This is a genomic window from Isoptericola luteus (genome assembly GCF_020297055.1).
GTDB lineage: Bacteria > Actinomycetota > Actinomycetes > Actinomycetales > Cellulomonadaceae > Isoptericola > Isoptericola luteus.
In genome coordinates this window covers 25,556-44,259 of sequence record NZ_JAIXCQ010000019.1, presented here as the reverse complement: position 1 = coordinate 44,259, position 18,704 = coordinate 25,556, and the positions used below count along the sequence as shown (strand labels likewise).

General features: G+C 74.5%; 17 protein-coding genes. 12 read left to right on the top strand and 5 right to left on the bottom strand.

The genetic code is table 11. From position 1 onward, the window contains the following. From LEP48_RS18010 to LEP48_RS18000, 3 genes are all read left to right on the top strand, one after another. Nucleotides 1-971: polymorphic toxin-type HINT domain-containing protein (locus LEP48_RS18010; RefSeq protein WP_225566961.1), on the top strand; the 971-nt coding region annotated here is incomplete at its 5' end. A 2-nt stretch (nt 972-973) separates the two neighbouring features. Continuing rightward, nucleotides 974-1,231 (top strand): hypothetical protein, encoded by a 258-nt coding sequence (locus LEP48_RS18005; RefSeq protein WP_225566960.1) that lies wholly within the window; start codon nt 974-976, stop codon nt 1,229-1,231. Nucleotides 1,232-1,324: 93 nt separating this feature from the next. After that, nucleotides 1,325-1,723: a hypothetical protein gene (locus LEP48_RS18000; RefSeq protein ID WP_225566959.1), complete on the top strand. Its 399-nt coding sequence runs from the start codon at nt 1,325-1,327 to the stop codon at nt 1,721-1,723. Between the two features lie 586 nt (nt 1,724-2,309). Here the strand turns inward: LEP48_RS18000 and LEP48_RS17995 are convergent. The 4 genes from LEP48_RS17995 to LEP48_RS17980 are packed head-to-tail and all read right to left on the bottom strand — an operon-like array spanning nt 2,310 to nt 5,402. Then, on the bottom strand, nt 2,310-3,365 hold the full coding sequence (locus LEP48_RS17995) for a sulfate/molybdate ABC transporter ATP-binding protein (protein ID WP_225566958.1): 1,056 nt from the start codon (nt 3,363-3,365) through the stop codon (nt 2,310-2,312). Beyond that, nucleotides 3,362-4,210, bottom strand: coding sequence for an ABC transporter permease (locus tag LEP48_RS17990; protein WP_225566957.1), 849 nt, complete (start codon nt 4,208-4,210; stop codon nt 3,362-3,364). Before LEP48_RS17990 ends, LEP48_RS17995 begins: the two co-directional genes overlap by 4 nt. Next, nucleotides 4,207-4,998: a molybdate ABC transporter substrate-binding protein gene (gene modA / locus LEP48_RS17985; RefSeq protein ID WP_225566956.1), complete on the bottom strand. Its 792-nt coding sequence runs from the start codon at nt 4,996-4,998 to the stop codon at nt 4,207-4,209. Before modA ends, LEP48_RS17990 begins: the two co-directional genes overlap by 4 nt. After that, on the bottom strand, nt 4,995-5,402 hold the full coding sequence (locus LEP48_RS17980) for a TOBE domain-containing protein (RefSeq protein ID WP_225566955.1): 408 nt from the start codon (nt 5,400-5,402) through the stop codon (nt 4,995-4,997). The genes modA and LEP48_RS17980 overlap by 4 nt, the downstream gene beginning before the upstream one ends. Before the next feature lie 175 nt (nt 5,403-5,577). Between LEP48_RS17980 and LEP48_RS18900 the strand changes: the two genes are divergently transcribed. From LEP48_RS18900 to mnmA, 6 genes are all read left to right on the top strand, one after another. After that, nucleotides 5,578-6,921 (top strand): molybdopterin molybdotransferase MoeA, encoded by a 1,344-nt coding sequence (locus LEP48_RS18900; RefSeq protein ID WP_225566954.1) that lies wholly within the window; start codon nt 5,578-5,580, stop codon nt 6,919-6,921. Continuing rightward, nucleotides 6,918-7,430: a cyclic pyranopterin monophosphate synthase MoaC gene (moaC, locus tag LEP48_RS17970; protein WP_225566953.1), complete on the top strand. Its 513-nt coding sequence runs from the start codon at nt 6,918-6,920 to the stop codon at nt 7,428-7,430. Before LEP48_RS18900 ends, moaC begins: the two co-directional genes overlap by 4 nt. After that, nucleotides 7,427-8,545: a molybdenum cofactor biosynthesis protein MoaE gene (locus tag LEP48_RS17965; protein ID WP_225566952.1), complete on the top strand. Its 1,119-nt coding sequence runs from the start codon at nt 7,427-7,429 to the stop codon at nt 8,543-8,545. Before moaC ends, LEP48_RS17965 begins: the two co-directional genes overlap by 4 nt. Nucleotides 8,546-8,682: 137 nt before the next feature. Then, nucleotides 8,683-10,974: a PhoX family protein gene (locus LEP48_RS17960; RefSeq protein ID WP_225566951.1), complete on the top strand. Its 2,292-nt coding sequence runs from the start codon at nt 8,683-8,685 to the stop codon at nt 10,972-10,974. 82 nt (nt 10,975-11,056) lie between these two features. Then, entirely contained in the window at nt 11,057-12,292 is a 1,236-nt protein-coding gene (locus LEP48_RS17955) for a cysteine desulfurase family protein (RefSeq protein WP_225566950.1), read from the top strand. After that, nucleotides 12,289-13,509 carry a tRNA 2-thiouridine(34) synthase MnmA gene (gene mnmA, locus LEP48_RS17950; RefSeq protein WP_225566949.1) on the top strand — a complete coding sequence of 407 codons (1,221 nt, stop codon included), beginning with the start codon at nt 12,289-12,291 and terminating at the stop codon, nt 13,507-13,509. The genes LEP48_RS17955 and mnmA overlap by 4 nt, the downstream gene beginning before the upstream one ends. A 64-nt stretch (nt 13,510-13,573) precedes the next feature. On the opposite strand, the gene LEP48_RS17945 is transcribed toward mnmA, so the two are convergent. Beyond that, entirely contained in the window at nt 13,574-14,074 is a 501-nt protein-coding gene (locus LEP48_RS17945; RefSeq protein WP_225566948.1) for an ester cyclase, read from the bottom strand. A 125-nt stretch (nt 14,075-14,199) separates the two neighbouring features. Here LEP48_RS17945 and LEP48_RS17940 point away from each other — a divergent pair, with 125 nt between their 5' ends. The 3 genes from LEP48_RS17940 to LEP48_RS17930 all read left to right on the top strand — a co-directional run bounded on the left by LEP48_RS17940 (nt 14,200) and on the right by LEP48_RS17930 (nt 18,615). After that, nucleotides 14,200-15,255 carry a uroporphyrinogen decarboxylase/cobalamine-independent methonine synthase family protein gene (locus tag LEP48_RS17940; RefSeq protein ID WP_225566947.1) on the top strand — a complete coding sequence of 352 codons (1,056 nt, stop codon included), beginning with the start codon at nt 14,200-14,202 and terminating at the stop codon, nt 15,253-15,255. Nucleotides 15,256-15,394: 139 nt separating this feature from the next. Continuing rightward, nucleotides 15,395-16,141 (top strand): HAD family hydrolase, encoded by a 747-nt coding sequence (locus LEP48_RS17935; RefSeq protein ID WP_225566946.1) that lies wholly within the window; start codon nt 15,395-15,397, stop codon nt 16,139-16,141. Next, entirely contained in the window at nt 16,138-18,615 is a 2,478-nt protein-coding gene (locus LEP48_RS17930) for a glycoside hydrolase family 65 protein (RefSeq protein WP_225566945.1), read from the top strand. Before LEP48_RS17935 ends, LEP48_RS17930 begins: the two co-directional genes overlap by 4 nt. The last annotated feature ends 89 nt before the right edge of the window (nt 18,616-18,704 follow it).

The following is an 18,704-nucleotide window of genomic DNA, read 5'->3' as shown; positions in this document are numbered from 1 at the left end:
GCCTGCTGGCGGTGGTGGTCGCGTTCATCCCGATCGTGGGCACGGCGTTGGCGGGGGTGTTGATCGTGGTCGCCGCGGTCGCGGCGATCGTGTCCGCGCTGGCGAACCTGACGTTGGCCGCCACGGGCCTGTCGAAGGCCGCCCTCAAGCAAGGCGCCAAGACCGGCGCGAAGAAGGCGTGGTGCAAGGTCGGGTTCGGTACCTGCTTCACCGCGGGCACCCTCATCCGCACCCCCGACGGCCCTGACGGCCCCGACGGTGTCAAGCCGATCGAGGACATCCGTGCCGGGGACAAGGTCTACGCCCACAACCTCGCCACGGGTATGGACGAGCTGCAGCTCGTGGCCGAGACCTTCGTGCGTCAGACCACCACCCTGTACCACCTGACCATCGACGGGCACGTCGTCACGACGACCGACGAACACCCCTTCATGGTCGCCAACATGGGCTGGATCCTCGCCCGCGACCTGCAACCCGGCGACATCCTCCTCACCCCCGACGGGACCGTGACGCTGGACCGGATCGACGTCGAGCACCGCGACGAGAACGACCCCGACGGACCTGTCGCGGTCTACAACTTTCACGTCGCCACCCACCACAACTACTACGTCCTGGCCGGCGACCTGTCAGTCCTCGTCCACAACGCAGGAGGCCACGGCGAGCTCGCCGGAGAGGCGAGCCAGGCCTTCGCGAAGCAGCTCAAGAAGTACGGCAAGGACGGCTTCAAGCAGCTCGAGAACGGCCGCTTCCGGTTCTACGGGCGCGTGACACCCGCGGCCAACCCGGGCGAGATGATCGGTCGGCGCCTGGTGCGTGAGTGGGATCCCGGGACCGGCGCGAAGCGCCTGTGGCACGAGACTGTCGACGGAACGGGACGCGTCAGGATCGTCCGCCCGGACGTGAGCGTCACCGGGGGGACGAAGGTCCACTACGTCTTTGACGCCGCGGGAAACTTCACGGGAGTGTTCTGACCATGGAAGCCACTGACCGATCCACCGTCGACTCCAAGCTGACCGCGCTGGCCAACGGCTCGCTCGATCCAGGCGACGCGGCCGACTGGGCCATGACCGCCCTGCGCGACATGGACGACGACGAGGACGTGGACGATGCCGTGATGGAAGCCCTCGACAAGCTCTCCGGTGCGGACCTTCTCTCGGGACCCGGGACGTACCTGCACGGGCCTGCTGACTTTAGGACCTGGCTCAGCGAGTTTCGCGCTGCGGCGTCGTGACCTGCGGAAGCTCAGCGCGTCCGCGGAGGACGGCGTGCGCGTGATGGTGTTCGAGACGTTCGGCGCAAGTGCCCGCCCAGGCGGCGCGCCGACATGACGACTCCGCACGATGAGCGCCCGAGCAGCCTGCTCGACCCGCACGAGATCGCGCTCTTGTCCCGAGCGTTGGTCGAGTGGGGTGGCCCCGCCCGCGCCAGCGACCTTCTCGCGCGAGGGATGGGGTTCGCCGACGGTCGCACGCTGGTGCAGCGGTGCGCCGCCCTCGGTGCGGACCTGACGCAGGACATCCCCCTCGAGGCGGCGGACTGGGCGCGGGTCCTCCTCGCGGTGGAGATCGTCTTCGCCAGCGACCTCGTCGGCTCTGGGACCGACTGGCGTACCACGACAGGCCTGGACGACGACGAGACGATCCGTCTCCTGCGCAGGATCCAGCGCAAGCTCGGCAGGGTCGTCCGGCCCTATTACGGCACGACGCCCGGGACGTCGTCCTGAACAGCGGTCCGCGCGCTCGGGAAGCACGGCGACATGACCGGCCCCGACGGGATCGCACGCCGTGCCGGCTTCGAGGTCCTCGGGACGGCTGGCACCGTCGGGGAAGTGCGTGACGTCTGGTGAGCGTTCTCCTCCGTCTCGGCGGTCCCGACGGTCCGCATCGCTGACGACGACCCCGATCCGGCGGCCGTCGAGACCGCGTGGACTCGGGTCGTCGAGTCGACCGGCCTGGTGTCGTCGACGGGCGAGCTTCTCCTCAGCGTCAGCGCGACCGGTACTCATGACGCAGCGTGGCTTCGCGTGCGGGCTGGTGCTGACGCCCGCGTTCTCGATCTCGGGCCCTCCGACGGCGTGCCGGACTTCGTCGCCACCAACGTGGGTCGGACCGTATCGGTGGCGGTCACCTCCGCGGAGGACGAGACCTGGATCCTCGTCTCCACTCGTGAGGAAGAAAGCTGAGCGTTCCAGCCGTGCGGGCGCCGGGAGGGGAGCTTTGCATCGCGGACGTCTCATGGGAGGCAGTCGTCGGGCGGGCAGGTGAGCTCGCCCTCTGACACCACGCGGACGGCGTGCGAGAGGCGGGGCGTCACCCGGGATAGACGTCCACCTCTGCCGCCTTGACGGACAGCCAGACCTGGGCGCCCGGCACGAGTGACAGCTCGGCCACGGACTGGGGGGTGACGTCCGCGGCGAGGTGGCCGGTGCGCACGCGCACCAGGTCGCCGCGGGGTTCCAGGGACGTCACCGTGCCGCGGAAGGTGTTGCGCGGAGAGCCGTGCTGCTCGTCGAGGTAGACGGAGACGGCGGCGGGGCGGAAGACGGCGGTCATGGGCACGCCGACGGCCAGGCCGTCGCCGGGGGCGTGGCCGTGCACCACCTCGCCCGCGGTCGTGCGGACCCCGTCGCCGGTCCACGTCCCGGCGAGGAGGTTGAGCCCGGCGATCTTCGCGGCGAACGTGCTGCGGGGCCGGGCGAGCACGTCTGCGGTCGCGCCGCGCTCGACCACCCGGCCGCCGTCGATCACGGCGATCTCGTCCGCCAGCAGGAGGGCGTCGAGCACGTCGTGGGTGGTGATGACGGTGGTCTGCTCGGCGAGCAGGTGCTTGAGCGACTGCCGCAGGGCGGGCGTGACCTCGACGTCGAGCGCCGCCATGGGCTCGTCGAGCAGCAGCAGCCGGGGCTCGGCGGCGAGCGCCCGTGCGACGGCCACCCGCTGGGCCTGACCGCCCGAGAGGGTCGACGGCGCACGGTCGGCCAGGCTGGCGAGGCCGACGTCGGCGAGCCGGCGGTCGGCCGCGGCGTCGGCCTCGCGGCGGCGAGCTCCCTGCGAGCGCGGGCCGAAGGCGACGTTCTGCCGTACCGACAGGTGCGGGAACAGCAGCGCCTCCTGCGCCAGCAGTGCGACCTGCCGGGCGTGCGGCGGCACCCAGGTGCGGGTGCGGCCCGCCTCCGCGTGGACCAGGGGCCGGCCGTCGAGCGTGACGTGCCCGTCGTGCGGGCGCAATGTCCCTGCTGCGAGGCCGAGCGCCGTCGACTTGCCCGCCCCGTTGGGGCCCAGCAGCGCGAGGGTGCGGCCCTCGGCGACGTCGAGCTCGACGTCGAACCCGCGGTCCGGCAGCGTCGCCGCGAAGGTGAGGGTCATCGCACCCTCCGGTGCGTGCGGGTGGACGCGATCACGAGCACAGCGACCAGGACCAGCAGGAACGACAGGGCCACGGCCGCGTCGGGGTCCGTCTCACGCTGCAGGTAGATCTCCAGCGGCAGGGTGCGCGTGACCCCCTGGAGGCTGCCGGCGAACGTGATGGTCGCGCCGAACTCGCCCAGCGCCCGGGCGAACGACAGCACCGTCCCGGACGCCAGGCCCGGCCACACCAGCGGGAGCGTGACGCGGCGCAGCACCGTGGTCGGGCGCGCGCCCAGGGAGGCCGCGACGACGTCGTACCGGGTGCCGGCCGTGCGCAGCGACCCCTCCAGGCTGATCACCAGGAACGGCAGCGCGACGAACGTCTGCGCGAGCACCACCGCCGTCGTCGAGAAGGCGATCTGCACGCCCAGCACCTCCATGGAGGAGCCGAGCAGGCCGCGGCGCCCGAACGTGTACAGCAGCGCGATGCCCCCCACGACGGGCGGCAGCACCAGCGGCACGAGCACCAGCGAGCGCAGCAGGTCCAGCCCGGCGAACCGCGCGCGGGCCAGGACGAGGGCCATCGGGATCCCGAGCACGAGGCAGAGCAGCGTGCTGGTCGCCGCCGTCCGCAGGCTGAGCCCCAGCGCCGCGAGCGACGACTCGCTGGTGATCAGGGACGCGAAGCTCGACCAGTCCACGCGGCTGCCCATCGCGACCAGCGGGAGCAGCACGAGGAGCCCGCCGACCGCCGCGGGGACGAACGCCCACCGGGGCAGGCCGACGGCGGGCTCGCCGGCCGGGCGCACGGTGCCCGAGGGCCGGTGAGAGGCCCGGTGAGGGCCCGGGACCAGGGAGGTCATGGCGCGCCGAAGCCGAGGTTGAGGAGCGTCGCCCGGCCCTCGGCGGCGAGGACCAGGTGCACGAACTCCTGCGCGAGCGCGGGCTCGGCGGAGCCGGCCACCGTGGCGACCGGGTACGTGGTGGGCGCGGCGGAGGACTCGGGGAACGCGATGCCCTCCACGCCGTCTCCGGCCGCGGCCACGTCGGTGACGTAGACCAGCCCGGCGTCGGCCTCGCCCGTGGTCACCTTGCCCAGCACGTCGGTGACGCTCCGCTCCTCGCTGACCGGCCGGAGGTGCAGTCCCGCGGCCTCCTCGACGGCTGCGGACGCCGCACCGCACGGCACCTCGGGGGCGCAGAGCACGAGGGCGAGGCCCGGGTCGGTGAGGTCTGCCAGGGTCTCGACGCCGGCCGGGTTCCCGGGCGGGACGGCGATCTGCAGGGCGTTGGTGGCGAAGGCCTGCGGTGCGCCGACGAGGTTGTCGGCGGCCAGCCGGTCCATGGTCGCGGTGCTCGCGGTGGCGACGACGTCGGCCGGGGCGCCCTGCTGGACCTGGGCCACGAGGTCGGCCGACCCGGCGAGGCTCAGCCGCACGTCGACCCCCTCGTGGCGGGCCTCGAACTCCGTGGCGACCTGCTCGAACGCGTGCTGCAGCGAGGCTGCGGCGAACACGGTGAGGGTGGTCGTCCCTGCGCTCGTCCCGACGTCGCCGCCCGCGGCGGGACCGCAGCCGCCCAGGGCGGTCGCAGCGAGTGCGAGCCCGGCGAGCCCGGCGCCGGCGGCCGGTGTCCGGGGGCGCCGTCTCATGCGTCTCCTCGGTCCGGGGCCTCGACGACGACGTTCGTCGACTTGATGACGGCCACGGCCACCGAGCCGCGCTCGAGCCCGAGGTCGCGCACGGCCTCGCTGCTCATCAGCGACACGACGCGGAACGGCCCGCACTGCAGCTCCACCTGCGCCATCACGGCGTCCACCGTGAGGTCGGTGACCAGCCCGACGAACCGGTTGCGGGCCGAGCTCCGCATCCCGGGAGGCAGGCCGGGCGGGGTCGCGTGCTCGCGAGCGACCATCGCCACCTCGTACCCGTCCACGACCTTCCGGCCCGACGTGTCGGTGTTCGCCCGGAGCAGCCCGCGGTCGATCCAGCGGCGCACGGTGTCGTCGCTGACGCCGAGGTAGACGGCGGCCTCGGATACTCGCATCTGCGGCATGGAACGGAGCATAGTCCCGCAGACGCGGACGTAGCGCGCTGGTCCGCGGTCCCGGCAACAGGCCGGGAGGGTCGGGAACCGCACCCGCCCGCTCTCAGGCGCCGGCTGACCCGTCGGGGACCTCGCCGTCGTGCACCTCGCCGTCGGGCAGCCCGCCGCGACATAGGCTGACGCCGTGCATGACGACGCGACGCATCCCCGTCGGCCGGTGGCCGACCACGCCGCCGAGATCGCGGAGCGGGTGACGCCCGCGCTGGTGGCGGCGCTGGAGCGGGACACCGAGCGGGTGACCGTCGCCCGGCTGCTCGCCGCGGCCGCGGCCGGTGCTGCGCTGGCGCCGCGCGTGCTCACCGCCGACGCCGTCGCGGCGGCCGCCCTGCCGGGCTTCGACAACTCCCAGATGGACGGGTATGCCGTGCGGTCCACCGACCTCGCGGGCGCGACCCGGGAGGCCCCGGTCGCGCTCCGGGTGGCGGCGCCGGTGCCCGCCGGCACCCAGCCACCGCCGCTCGCCGCCGGGACGGCGGCGCCCGTCATGACCGGTGCGCCCGTGCCCGCCGGTGCGGACGCCGTCGTGCGGGTCGAGGACGCCGACCCGCCGCACTTCGGCACGCCCGGGGCGGCGACGCCCGGGGCAGCGACGTCCGGGGTGGCGGAGGAGCCCGCGGCGGAGGTCCGCTTCGCGGCGCCGGTGACCGTGGGCGCGTACGTGCGGACCACCGGGTCGGACGTCGCGGCGGGGGAGGTGCTGCTGCCCGCCGGGGCACCGCTCGGCGCGCCGCAGCTCGGCGCGCTCGTGGCGGCCGGCATCCGCACCGTCGACGTCGCACGACCCCCGCACGTGCTGCTGGTCTCGACCGGTTCGGAGCTGGCGCCCGCCGGGCGGGCGCTCGGTCCCGCGCGCGTGCACGACGCGAACGGCGCGGCGCTCACGGCCGCGCTCGCGCAGGTCGGGGCGCGGGTGACCACCGCTGTCGTCCCCGACGAGCCGGACGACCTGCGCCGCGTCCTCGAGCGGGCGCCGGGCGACGTGGCGCTCGTCGTGACCACGGGCGGCGTGTCCGCGGGGGCGTTCGAGGTGGTGCGCCAGACGCTCGACGGGCTGTGGTTCGGCCACGTCGCCGTGCAGCCCGGCGGTCCACAGGGTCTCGGCACCGTCGTCCTCGGCGGGCCCGGGGCCCAGCGGGAGGTGCCCGTCGTGGCGTTCCCGGGGAACCCGGTGAGCGCGCTGGTGTCGTTCGAGCTGTTCCTGCGCCCGCTGGTCGCCGCCGTGACAGGTGCCACGCCGGCGCGCCGTCCGACCGGGCGCGCACCGCTCGCGGCACCCCTCAACTCGCCGCCCGCGCTGCACCAGGTGCGGCGGGCGTCGCTCGACGACGCCGGGCGCGTGCACATGACGGGCGGCCCCGGGTCGCACCTGCTGACCCACCTCGCCGCCGCGACGATCCTCGTCCACGTGCCACCCGGCGTCGCGCGCCTCGAGCGTGGCGACGTCGTCGACTACTGGGAGCTCCGATGACCGTGCCGACCCCTGACCTGTCCCACTACCGCGCCGACGGCGCGGCCCACATGGTCGACGTGTCCGGCAAGGACGTCACGACGCGGGAGGCGACCGCGACCGGCGTGCTGCGCACCCGGGCCGACGTCGTCGAGCGCATCGCGTCGGGGGACCTGCCGAAGGGCGAAGCCATCGCCACCGCGCGGATCGCCGGCATCCTGGGCGCCAAGCGCACCCCGGACCTGGTGCCCCTGTGCCACCCGCTGCCTCTCTCGGGCGTCGAGATCGACGTCGTCCCCGCGGGCGACCGTGTGGAGCTCTCCGCGACGGTGCGCACCACCGGCCGCACGGGGGTCGAGATGGAGGCGCTGACCGCCGTCACCGTCGCGGGCCTCACGCTCTACGACATGATCAAGGCCGTGGACAAGGCCGCGGTGCTCACCGACGTGCGGGTCGTGGCGAAGTCCGGCGGCAAGTCCGGCGACTGGGCCCGGCCCGCCGCGGGCACGGCAGGCGGGGAGGACGCGTGAGCGCCCACGAGCACCGCCCCACGGCGGCGGACAAGCCCCTGAGCGGGCCGGCGGACGGGCTCGTGGAGGGGCCCGCGCGCCGGGTCGCCGTCGTCGTCGCCTCCGACCGCGCGGCGGCGGGGGAGTACGAGGACCGGTCCGGTCCCGCCGCCGTCGAGTGGTTCGCGGCGCGCGGCTGGCGCACGTCGCCCCCCGTCGTGGTGCCCGACGGCGACCTCGTGCGGGCGGCGCTCGCCGCCCTGCTCGCTGGGCAAGGCGGCGAGGACGGCGGCGAGGACGGCGGCGAGGTCCCCGACGTCGTCGTGACCAGCGGCGGCACGGGGCTGGGGCCCAGGGACGGCACCCCCGAGGCGACCCGTGCGGTGCTGGACCGTGAGGTGCCGGGGATCGCGGAGCTGGTCCGCGCGCGGTCGCTGACGCCGTCGGACCCCGCGAGGCGTGCGGTGCCGGCCGCCGCGCTGTCCCGGGGGATCGCCGGCGTGGCCGGGCGCACGCTGGTCGTCAACCTGCCGGGGTCCGTCGGCGGGGTGCGCGACGGGCTCGACGCCCTCGCCGACGTGCTGCCGCACGCCGTGGACCAGCTCCGCGGCGGTGACCACCCGGCACCGGGCTGCGGCGTCGCTCCCGCTGACGCTCCCACGGCCGCTCCCGTTCCCGCTGACGCCGACGCCGCGACCGTGCTGCGCGCCGACGTCGTCGACGAGCCGCTGGACCGGCTGGTCGCCGAGCTGGGCGCGCTGGTGCGCGACGACGCGTGCGGCGCGGTGGCGACGTTCACCGGCTACGTCCGTGACCACGACGGTGGCCGCGGCGTCACCCGGCTGCACTACGAGGCGCACCCCGACGCCGCGGCCGTGCTGCGCGCGGTGGCCGAGCGGGTGGCCCGGCGGACGGCACGAGCCACCGGGGACACCGTGCGGGCCGCCGTCGTGCACCGCGTGGGCGACCTGGGCATCGGCGACGTCGCGGTGGTGGCGGCCGTCGCGGCCGGGCACCGGCAGGCGGCGTTCGCCGCGGCGTCCGACCTCGTCGAGGAGCTCAAGGCGGAGGTGCCGGTCTGGAAGGAGCAGGGCTTCACCGACGGCACGTCGGAGTGGGTGGCCTCGCTGGGCTGACTGCGGTGCCCGCCCGGGTGATCCTGCAGGTCACCGGGTGTTCATCCGAGGGACGGGGTCGCGACGGCGCCCGTCCACCGGCGCTCCCTAGCCTCGGGCCGACAGACCCCCCACGGCCCTACCCCAGGAGTGCCACGATGACGATCGCCCCCGAGTCGCGCCCGTTGCTGGAGCTCGCGGCCACACCCTCGCACGTGCGCGGCAAGCGCAGCCCGGTGACGTGCCGGCTCAAGTGCGCCGACGCCTGCTCCCACCCGGCCCCGAACGCGTCCGCCAACGAGTACTTCCGGGACATTGCGGCGCGCGCCCTGTCCCGGCGCGTCATGCTGGGCGGGATCGCGGCTGCGGCGGCCACCGTCGTCGTCGGCGCCCAGGTCGTGGGCGCCCCCGAGGCGAGCGCCGCCGTCGCGGCAGGCCGCGGCCACGGCAAGGGGCTCGCGTTCAGGCCCATCGCCCCGCAGCCCGCCGCGACGGACGCGTTCGTCGTCCCCCAGGGGTACGAGTGGTCGCCGATCATCCGCTGGGGCGACCCGATCCTCCCGGGCGGGCGCGCCTTCGACGTCGCCCGCCAGACCCCCGAGCAGCAGGCGAAGCAGTTCGGCTACAACGTCGACTACCTCGACATCCTGCCCGCAGACCCGGACGACATCCGGCCGAGGGGCCGCACCCGGCGCGGCCGCCGCGGCCTGCTCGTGAGCAACCACGAGTACACCAACCCCGAGATCATGTTCGACGCGTCGTACGACGCCGCGACGCGCCGCGCCATCGAGCGGGCGGCGCACGGCATGTCGGTCGTCGAGGTCCGCCGCGAGCGCGAGGGCTCGCCCTGGACCTACTCGCGGATCAGCCGGTTCAACCGCCGCATCCACCTCGACACCGAGTTCGTTGTCGACGGCCCGGCCGCCGGCAGCGACCTGCTCAAGACGGTCGCCGACCCCAGCGGCAGGCGCGTGCTCGGTACGCTCAACAACTGCGCCGGCGGGACGACGCCGTGGGGCACGGTGGTCTCCGGCGAGGAGAACTTCCACGGCTACCTGCGGGTGAACGGCGAGGACCCGCGTGACGCCCGCTACGGCCTGGCCGACAGGGCCACGGGCTACGGCTGGGAGCTCGACGACCCGCGCTTCGACGGCAACAACGCGGGCTACGAGAACGAGAACCACCGGTTCGGCTGGGTGGTCGAGATCGACCCCTACGACCCGGACGCGCCCCCCGTGAAGCACACCGCGCTGGGCCGGTTCAAGCACGAGGGCGCCAACGTCATCCTCTCGCGGCGCGGTCACGCGGTCGCGTACATGGGGGACGACGAGCGGTTCGACTACGTCTACAAGTTCGTCTCGACCGAGCGGGTGCGGCCTGGCAACAGCCGCTCGGCGCGCCGGCACAACAAGACGCTCCTGTCCTCGGGCGACCTGTACGTCGCCCGGTTCACCGGCGACTCCCCGGCCGGTGAGATCGACGGCACGGGCGCCGTCCCCTCCGACGGCGCGTTCGACGGCCGGGGGGAGTGGGTGCCGCTGGTCTCCGGCGGCGAGTCGCAGGTCGAGGGGATGAGCGTCGAGGAGGTGCTGGTCTTCACGCGCCTCGCGGCCGACGCGGTCGGCGCCACCAAGATGGACCGCCCGGAGGACGTCGAGCCCAACCCGGTCACGGGCCGCGTCTACGTCGCCTGCACCAACAACACCGACCGCGGCAAGGCCGGCAAGGAGGGGGCCACGGAGCCCAACCCCCGCAACGCCAACCGCAACGGGCACGTGGTCGAGATCATCGAGGACCGGGGCGACCAGACGGCCACCACGTTCCGCTGGAACCTCCTGCTCGTCGCCGGCGACCCGTCCGTGGACGACTCGGCGTACTTCTCCGGCTTCCCGGCCGACAAGGTCTCGCCGATCTCGTGCCCGGACAACCTGGCGTTCGACGCGGAGGGCAACCTGTGGATCTCCACGGACGGTCAGCCGGGGACGATCCAGAAGTGCGACGCGCTGTTCAAGGTGACGCTGGACGGCCGCCGGCGCGGCAACGTCGAGCAGTTCCTGTCGGTCCCGCGGGACGCGGAGACGTGCGGCCCGCTCGTGGACTCGCTCGACGCGATGGTCTACGTCAACGTGCAGCACCCGGGCGAGGACGGCAGCTTCGGCGCCCAGACGTCGTACTTCCCCGACTACATCGGTCAGGGCGAGGAGGTGCCCGCCGGGGCGTGGCGCGGCCCGCGCCCGTCGACCGTCCAGGTGTACCGGGCAGGCCGGGGCGAGCGCCCCGGCGGTGGTCACGGCGGCGGTGGTCACGGCGGCGGTGGTCACGGTGGTGGTGGTCACGGTGGTGGACACGGCGGCGGCTGGGACGGCCCCGGACCGTTCCCCTGGCCCCGCCGCCGGGGCCCCGGGGTGGGCACGGGGCGTGCTGCCCGGCCCCTCACACCGCCGGTGTGAGGACCAGGTCAGCACGCTCGTTGCGTCCCGGGGGACGCTGGGGGGACTCCTGGGGTCGGGGGAGTTCGTAGGATGGTGGACCGTGACCACCGGTTCCGCGTACCTCGACCACGCCGCCACGACACCCATGTCGCCGGCGGCGCTGGCGGCGTTCGTGGCGGAGGCGGGACGCACGGGCAATGCGTCGTCCCTGCACTCGGCGGGCCGCGCCGCCCGACGATCGGTCGAGGAGGCCCGCGAGTCACTGGCCGCCGCGCTGGGTGCACGCCCGAGCGAGGTCCTCTTCACCGCCGGCGGCACGGAGGCCGACAACCTCGCGATCAAGGGCGTCTTCTGGGGCCGGCGTCGCACGGACCCGCGCCGCACGCGCATCCTGGTGTCCGCCGTCGAGCACCACGCCGTGCTCGACCCCGCGTTCTGGCTCGCCGGGCACGCGGGCGCCGAGATCACGCTCCTGCCGGTCGACGGCGAGGGTCGGCTGGACCTCGCCGCCCTGCGGGCGGAGCTCGCCGCCCACGCGGACGAGGTCGCGCTCGTCTCGGTGATGTGGGCGAACAACGAGGTGGGCACGGTGCAGCCGGTGCGCGACGTCGTCCGCCTCGCCCACCAGCACGGCATCCCCGTGCACACGGACGCCGTGCAGGCGGTGGGGCAGGTCGAGGTCGACTTCGCGGCGTCGGGCGTGGACGCGCTGACCGTCACCGGTCACAAGCTGGGCGGGCCGCTCGGCGTGGGTGCGCTGCTCGCGCGCCGCGACCTGCCGCTGGAGGCGGTGCTGCACGGCGGCGGCCAGGAGCGCGGCGTGCGCTCCGGGACCCTCGACGCGCCGGCGATCCGCGCGTTCGCCGTCGCGGTGGCCGACGCGGTGGACCAGCAGCCGGAGCGCGCCGTGGCGCTCGCCGCCCTGCGCGACGCGCTGGTCGCGGGCGTGCGCCGCGCCGACCCCGAAGCGGTGCTACGGGGCCCGGAGCCGCGCGCCGACGGCGGGGCCGGCGGTGCCCCCGCACGGCTGCCCGGCAACGCGCACTTCACCTTCCCGGGCACGGAGGGCGACTCGCTGCTCTACCTCCTGGACTCGGCCGGCGTGCAGGCCTCCACGGGCTCGGCGTGCCAGGCCGGCGTGCCGCAGCCGTCCCACGTGCTCCTCGCCATGGGCGTGCCGGAGCTCGACGCGCGCGGCGCGCTGCGCTTCACGCTCGGCGCGACGTCGACCAGGGACGACGTCGACGCGCTCCTCGCCGCCCTCGGGCAGGTCGTGGAGCGGGCGCGGGCGGCCGGTCTCGTGTCGGGCCCGGCCCTGGCGGGAGGTGGCTCATGAGGGTGCTCGCCGCCATGTCGGGCGGGGTGGACTCGGCGGTCGCGGCGGCGCTCGCGGTCGAGGCCGGGCACGACGTCGTGGGCGTGCACATGGCCCTGAGCCGCAACCGCGACCAGTTCCGCACCGGCTCGCGCGGCTGCTGCTCCATCGAGGACGCCGGGGACGCGCGCCGCGCCGCCGACGTGCTCGGGATCCCGTACTACGTGTGGGACCTGTCCGAGCGCTTCGAGGAGACCGTCGTCGCCGACTTCCTCTCGGAGTACGCCGCGGGCCGCACGCCCAACCCGTGCGTGCGCTGCAACGAGCACATCAAGTTCGAGGCGCTGCTCGACAAGGCCACCGCCCTCGGGTTCGACGCCGTCGCCACCGGGCACTACGCGCAGGTCGTCACGCGCGACGGCGCGGGCGATGCCGGTGATGCCGGCGATGCCGGTGATGCCGGCGATGCCGGAGGAGCCGGCGGCACGGTCCGGCGCGAGCTGCACCGGTCGCCGAACGCCGAGAAGGACCAGTCCTACGTGCTGGCCGTCATGGGCCCACAGCGGCTGGCGCGCGCGATGTTTCCGCTCGGCGGCTTCACCTCGAAGGAGCAGGTCCGCGCCGAGGCGGCCGCGCGCGGCCTGTCGGTCAGCGCCAAGCCGGACTCCTACGACATCTGCTTCGTGGCCGACGGCGACACCCCGGGGTTCCTGCGCGACCGGCTGGGATCCCGGCCCGGCGAGGTCGTCGACGTCGACGGGAACGTCGTCGGGGACCACGACGGTGCCTACGCGTTCACGGTCGGCCAGCGCAAGGGCCTCGGCCTCGGCCGCCCGGCCGCCGACGGCCGGGCACGCTACGTGGTCGACGTGCAGGTGCAGTCCAACACCGTCGTCGTCGGGCCCGCCGAGCTGCTGTCGGTGGACCGTGTCGCCGCCGAGAAGGCGGTCTGGTTCGAGATGCCGGGTGCCGGCGCAGGCACGCCGGACGCCGGGTCCGACTGGTATGACGCGGAGCTGCAGATCCGTGCCCACGGGACGCCTGTCCCCGTACAGGTGCGCACCACCCCGGGCACGCCCGGCGCGCGGGGTGCCGTGGCCGACGACGGCGTCCCCGGCCTCGAGGTGCGGCTGGTCGAGGCACCGCTGCGCGGGGTCGCGGCCGGTCAGTCCGCCGTGATCTACCGGGGCACGCAGGTGCTGGGCCAGGCGACGGTGACCGCCGCCTGGCGTGCGTGACCGGTCACGTGGCTGACCGGTCGCGGGGCTGACACGTCGCGAGGCCGACGGTCGTGCGCGGGGCTCAACCCTGGGCGGCGCGCAGCTCGCGCTCGAGCCAGGCCTCGTCCCGCACCACCCAGTGCTCGGCCTCCAGGCCGTCGCGGCAGCGGATCGTGTGCATCTCGCGCACGGTGAACCGGCGGAACGTCGGGGGCAGGCCGCGGAAGAGGCCCGTGTGCCGGGCGCTGAACGCCAGGTGCAGGCTGACCAGATCGCCCTCGGCGACCGCGTGCAGCACCTCCACGCGCTGGTCGCTGAAGGCGCCGTCGAACCAGTGCATGGTGGCCACCAGCGCGTCGCTGCCGCCAGAGCAGCCGGGCAGCACGTCGTGGTTGCGGAAGCCCGGCGCCAGCAGGCGGCGCAGCACGGCCTCCGCGCATGCGGGCACGGCGCCCGCGTGCACCCGCACGGCCAGGGCCTTGTTCGCGGCGGCGGCGTCCGGCGCGGGCAGCGGCGGGCTGCCCAGGTCGGGCACGGTCAGGGGGATGGCCCCGTGGTGCACGGGGGCGACGGTCACGGACATGTCTCAGACTCCTTCGTCGGCCGACTACCGTGCTCTCGTTGATGGAGAGCGACGAACGGCACCGCGGTGACGCGGACGCCGAGGTGAAGTTTCGCCGGGCCTCTCCCGAGAGATGGTGGTGACGGATGACGACGGTGACCGGACACGGGGCCTGGCCGGGCGGACTGCGGGACGTCCTGGAGGCGCAGCTGGCGGTGTTCGACGACCTGTCCGCGCTGCCGTCGGGCATCGACGCGCTGCCGTTCCTGGTGCAGCTCACCGGTCGGGGACCGGGGGCGGACCCGGTGGGCCGGACGGGCGCGATGCTGACGGAGATGCCTGTGGAGCTCGGCCCGCACGGCTGGAAGCTCGCGGACGCCGGCGGCGTCGACGAGCGCCGTGCGGAGGGCTTCCTGCGCGACGACCTCGAGGCGCTCGCCGTCGCCGCGCACGGGCACACGGGCTCCCTGACGGCCGAGGTGCTCGGACCGTGGACACTGGCCGCCGAGCTCTGGTCCGCCCGGGGCGACCGCGTGCTGGCCGACGTCGGCGCCCGCGCCGACCTCGCGCTCGCGCTCGCCCAGGCGGTGCGCGACCACGTCGCCCGGCTGACGGCGCAGGTCCCGGGCGCCGACGTCGTCGTGCAGCTCGCGGAGCCGCTGCTGGGCCAGGTGCACGCGGGGGTGCTCCCGAGCTTCTCGGGCTTCTCCCGGCTGCGGCCGGTGCCGGGGCCGGAGGTGATCGACGGGCTGCGTCCCGTGATCGACGCCGCGCACGACGCCGGGGCGCGCGTCGTCGTCCACCTCGGGGCGACGTGGGTGGGGGTGCCGCCCGTCGCGCTGGCCGGGGCGGACGCCGTCGGCCTCGACCTCGCGGCGCTCGGCCCGGACGGCTGGAACGAGCGCGCGTGGGAGCTGTTGGCGCGCGCGAGCGAGCGGGGCCTGGCGCTGTGGGCTGGCCTGCCGCCCGCGCGGGTCTCGCAGTGCGCCGGGCCGGCGCTCGGGGAGCTCGCCGACCTGCTGACCGTGCCCTGGCGCCGCGTCGGGCTGCCGGTGTCCGGCCTCGCGGACGTCACGCTCCTGGGCGCCGGGACCGAGCGGCACGGCGGCCCGGCGGCGACGGGGACGCCGGACGCGCATCGGGCGCTGCTGGCGAACCTCGGTCGGGTGGCCGACGTCGTCACGGAGCGCGCCCATGCCTGAGGCGGCCCCGCGGATCGGGTCACACACCGCGACGGGCTTCGCTCGCGGATGGCCCAGTGCATAGGCTGACCGAGGGCGTCGGAGCCCGCCGGGCCGGCAGCGTCCGACCTTGATCCGTCATCGACCGCAAAGGACCCCCGTGACAAGCCTGCGAGCCGTGCTGTTCGACCTGGACGGCGTGCTCACGCCCACCGCCGAGCTGCACATGCGAGCCTGGGCGGACCTGTTCGCCCCCTATTGCGAGGCCCTCGGCCTGGCGCCGTACACGCCCGCGGACTACTTCGCGCACATCGACGGCAAGCCGCGCTACGACGGTGTCGCGACGTTCCTCGCGTCCCGCGGCGTCGAGCTGCCGCGCGGCACGGCCGCCGACGCCCCCGGCGAGGGCACCGTCTGCGCGCTGGGCAACCGCAAGGACGAGATCGTGAACGGGCTCTTCGCCACCGAGGGCATCGAGCCGTACCCCGGCTCGGTGCGCTTCCTGGACGCCGTCACGGACGCGGGCGCGCTCGTGGCGGTCGTCTCCTCGTCGCGCAACACTCCCTCCGTGCTCGCCGCGGCGCACCTCGCGGACCGCTTCGACGTGGTCGTGGACGGCAACGTCGCCGCCGCGGAGCACCTGCCGGGCAAGCCCGCGCCCGACACCTACCTGCGGGCGGCGGAGCGGCTCGGCGTGCCGGCCTCGGAGTCGATCGTCGTGGAGGACGCGTTGTCCGGGGTCCAGGCGGGCGCCGCGGGACCGTTCGGCCTGGTCATCGGCGTCGACCGGGGCGTGGGCGCGCAGTTGCTGCGCACCCACGGTGCCGACCTCGTGGTCGCCGACCTCGGCGAGCTCGACGCGTCCGTCCTCGAGACCCCCGCCCCGGGGCGGGAGACGCGCGCATGAGCCACCCCACCGCCGCCGAGCTCCAGGACGTCGACAGGCTGCGGTTCCCCGCCGAGCCGTGGCGACTGGTCGAGGCGCAGTTCTCCGTCGAGGACCTCGGGGTCTCGGAGACCCTGTTCGCCGTGGCCAACGGGTACCTCGGGATGCGCGGGAACGTCGAGGAGGGGCGCGAGTCCCACGCCCACGGCACCTTCATCAACGGTTTCCACGAGACGTGGCCGATCCGGCACGCGGAGGACGCGTACGGCTTCGCGAAGGTCGGTCAGACCATCGTCAACGTCCCGGACACCAAGGTCATCCGGCTGTACGTGGACGACGAGCCGCTCCTGCTGCCGGTCGCCGACCTCGTCGAGTACGAGCGTTCACTCGACCTGCGCGACGGCGTGCTGCGGCGCGACCTGCTGTGGCGGACGCCGTCGGGCAAGCACGTGCAGATCAGCTCCCAGCGGATGGTGTCGTTCGCCGAGCGGCACCTGGCCGTGATGACGTTCGAGGTCACGCTGCTCGACGCCGACGCCCCCGTGGCGATCTCCTCGCAGATCCTCAACCGGCAGGACGGGCAGGACGAGTACCACGTGCCGGCCGCCTCGCTCGGCGAGGGTTTCGACCCGCGCAAGGCGGAGCAGTTCGCGGGGCGGGTGCTGCAGCCGCGCACCCAGTGGGGCGACGACCAGCGCCTCGTCCTGGCCTACCGGTGCACCAACTCCGGCATGACGCTCGCCGTCGCGGCCGACCACCACCTGGAGACGCAGAACGAGTGGGACGTGCGCACCCAGGTGGACGAGGACCTGGCCAAGCACGTGTTCCGCGTCGACGCGAAGGCGGGCGTGCCGATCACGCTGACGAAGGTCGTCAGCTATCACACGTCGCGGGGGGTGCCCACCCGTGAGCTCGTCGAACGGTGCCGGCGCAGCCTCGACCGCGTGCGCACGGGCGGCGTCCAGGCGCAGTTCACGCACCAGCGCGAGTGGCTCGACGACTTCTGGGAGCGCTCGGACGTCGAGATCCCCGGCCAGCCGGAGATCCAGCAGGCGGTGCGGTGGAACCTGTTCCAGCTCGCGCAGGCGACGACGCGCGCCGAGGGCAACGGTGTCCCCGCCAAGGGGCTGACCGGCAGCGGGTACTCGGGGCACTACTTCTGGGACACCGAGGTCTACGTCCTGCCGTTCCTCACGTACACGAGCCCGAGGTTCGCGCGCAACGCGCTGCGCTTCCGCTACCAGATGCTCGACGCCGCCCGGCGCCGCGCGGCCGAGCTCTCGCAGAAGGGCGCCCTGTTCCCCTGGCGCACCATCAACGGCGAGGAGGCCTCGGCCTACTACGCCGCGGGCACCGCGCAGTACCACATCAACGCCGACATCAGCTTCGCGCTGGTGCAGTATGTGCGGGCCTCGGGCGACGTCGACTTCCTCCGCCGCGAGGGCGTGGACATCCTCGTGGAGACCGCGCGCATGTGGGAGGACCTCGGGTTCTGGCGCGCCAACGGTGACGACAACTTCCACATCCACGGCGTCACCGGCCCGGACGAGTACACGACCGTCGTCAACGACAACCTGTTCACCAACGTCATGGCGCGGTTCAACCTGCGCGCCGCGACGTTCGTCGTGGAGCGCATGCGCGCCGAGTTCCCGGAGGACTACGGCCGGCTCGTGGAGCGGCTGGGCCTGCGGGAGCACGAGCTCGCGGAGTGGACCCGTGCCGCCGACCACATGTCCATCCCGTACGCGGACGGCATCGGGATCCACCCGCAGGACTCGCACTTCCTGGAGCGCGAGATCTGGGACCTGGCGGCCACGCCGGCCGACATGCGGCCCCTGCTGCTGCACTACCACCCGCTGGTGATCTACCGCTACCAGGTGCTCAAGCAGGCCGACGTCGTGCTGGCGCTGTTCCTGCAGGGCAAGCACTTCACCGCGGACGAGAAGCTCGCGGACTTCGAGTACTACGACCCGCTGACCACCGGGGACTCGACGCTGTCGGGCGTGGTCCAGTCGATCGTCGCGGCCGAGGTGGGCTACCAGGAGCTGGCCCTGGACTACTTCCGGTCGTCGCTGTTCGTGGACCTGGCGAACCTGCACGCGAACGCCTCGGACGGCGTGCACGTCGCCTCGGCGGGCGGGACGTGGTCCGCGCTCGCGTTCGGGTTCGGCGGCATGCGGGACTACGACGGCGTGCTGAGCTTCGACCCGCGGCTGCCGCAGGGGTGGGAGGCGCTGACCTTCCGCGTGACGTGGAACGGCTCCCGGCTGCGGATCACCGTGACGCCCGACGCGCTCGAGCTGACCCCGGAGACGGGTGAGGGCGCAAGGGTGGTCGTCCGCGGCCAGAAGGTCACCGTGCCCGCCGGCGAGGTGACCCGCGTGCCGCTCGAGGGTCAGGGTCCGCTGCGCCCGGGCCGACCGAGCCTGCGGGCGTTGTCGGGCAACCGCCGCGAGGACGGCACGCTCATCACGGCGACGGTGCCGCACTCCTGACGCCCGCCGCCCGCCGAGATCGAGGTACCCGTCGCGGGGTGGCCCCACCCGCGGGGGCACGGGCGCCCGGGACCACGCGAAAGGCGGGG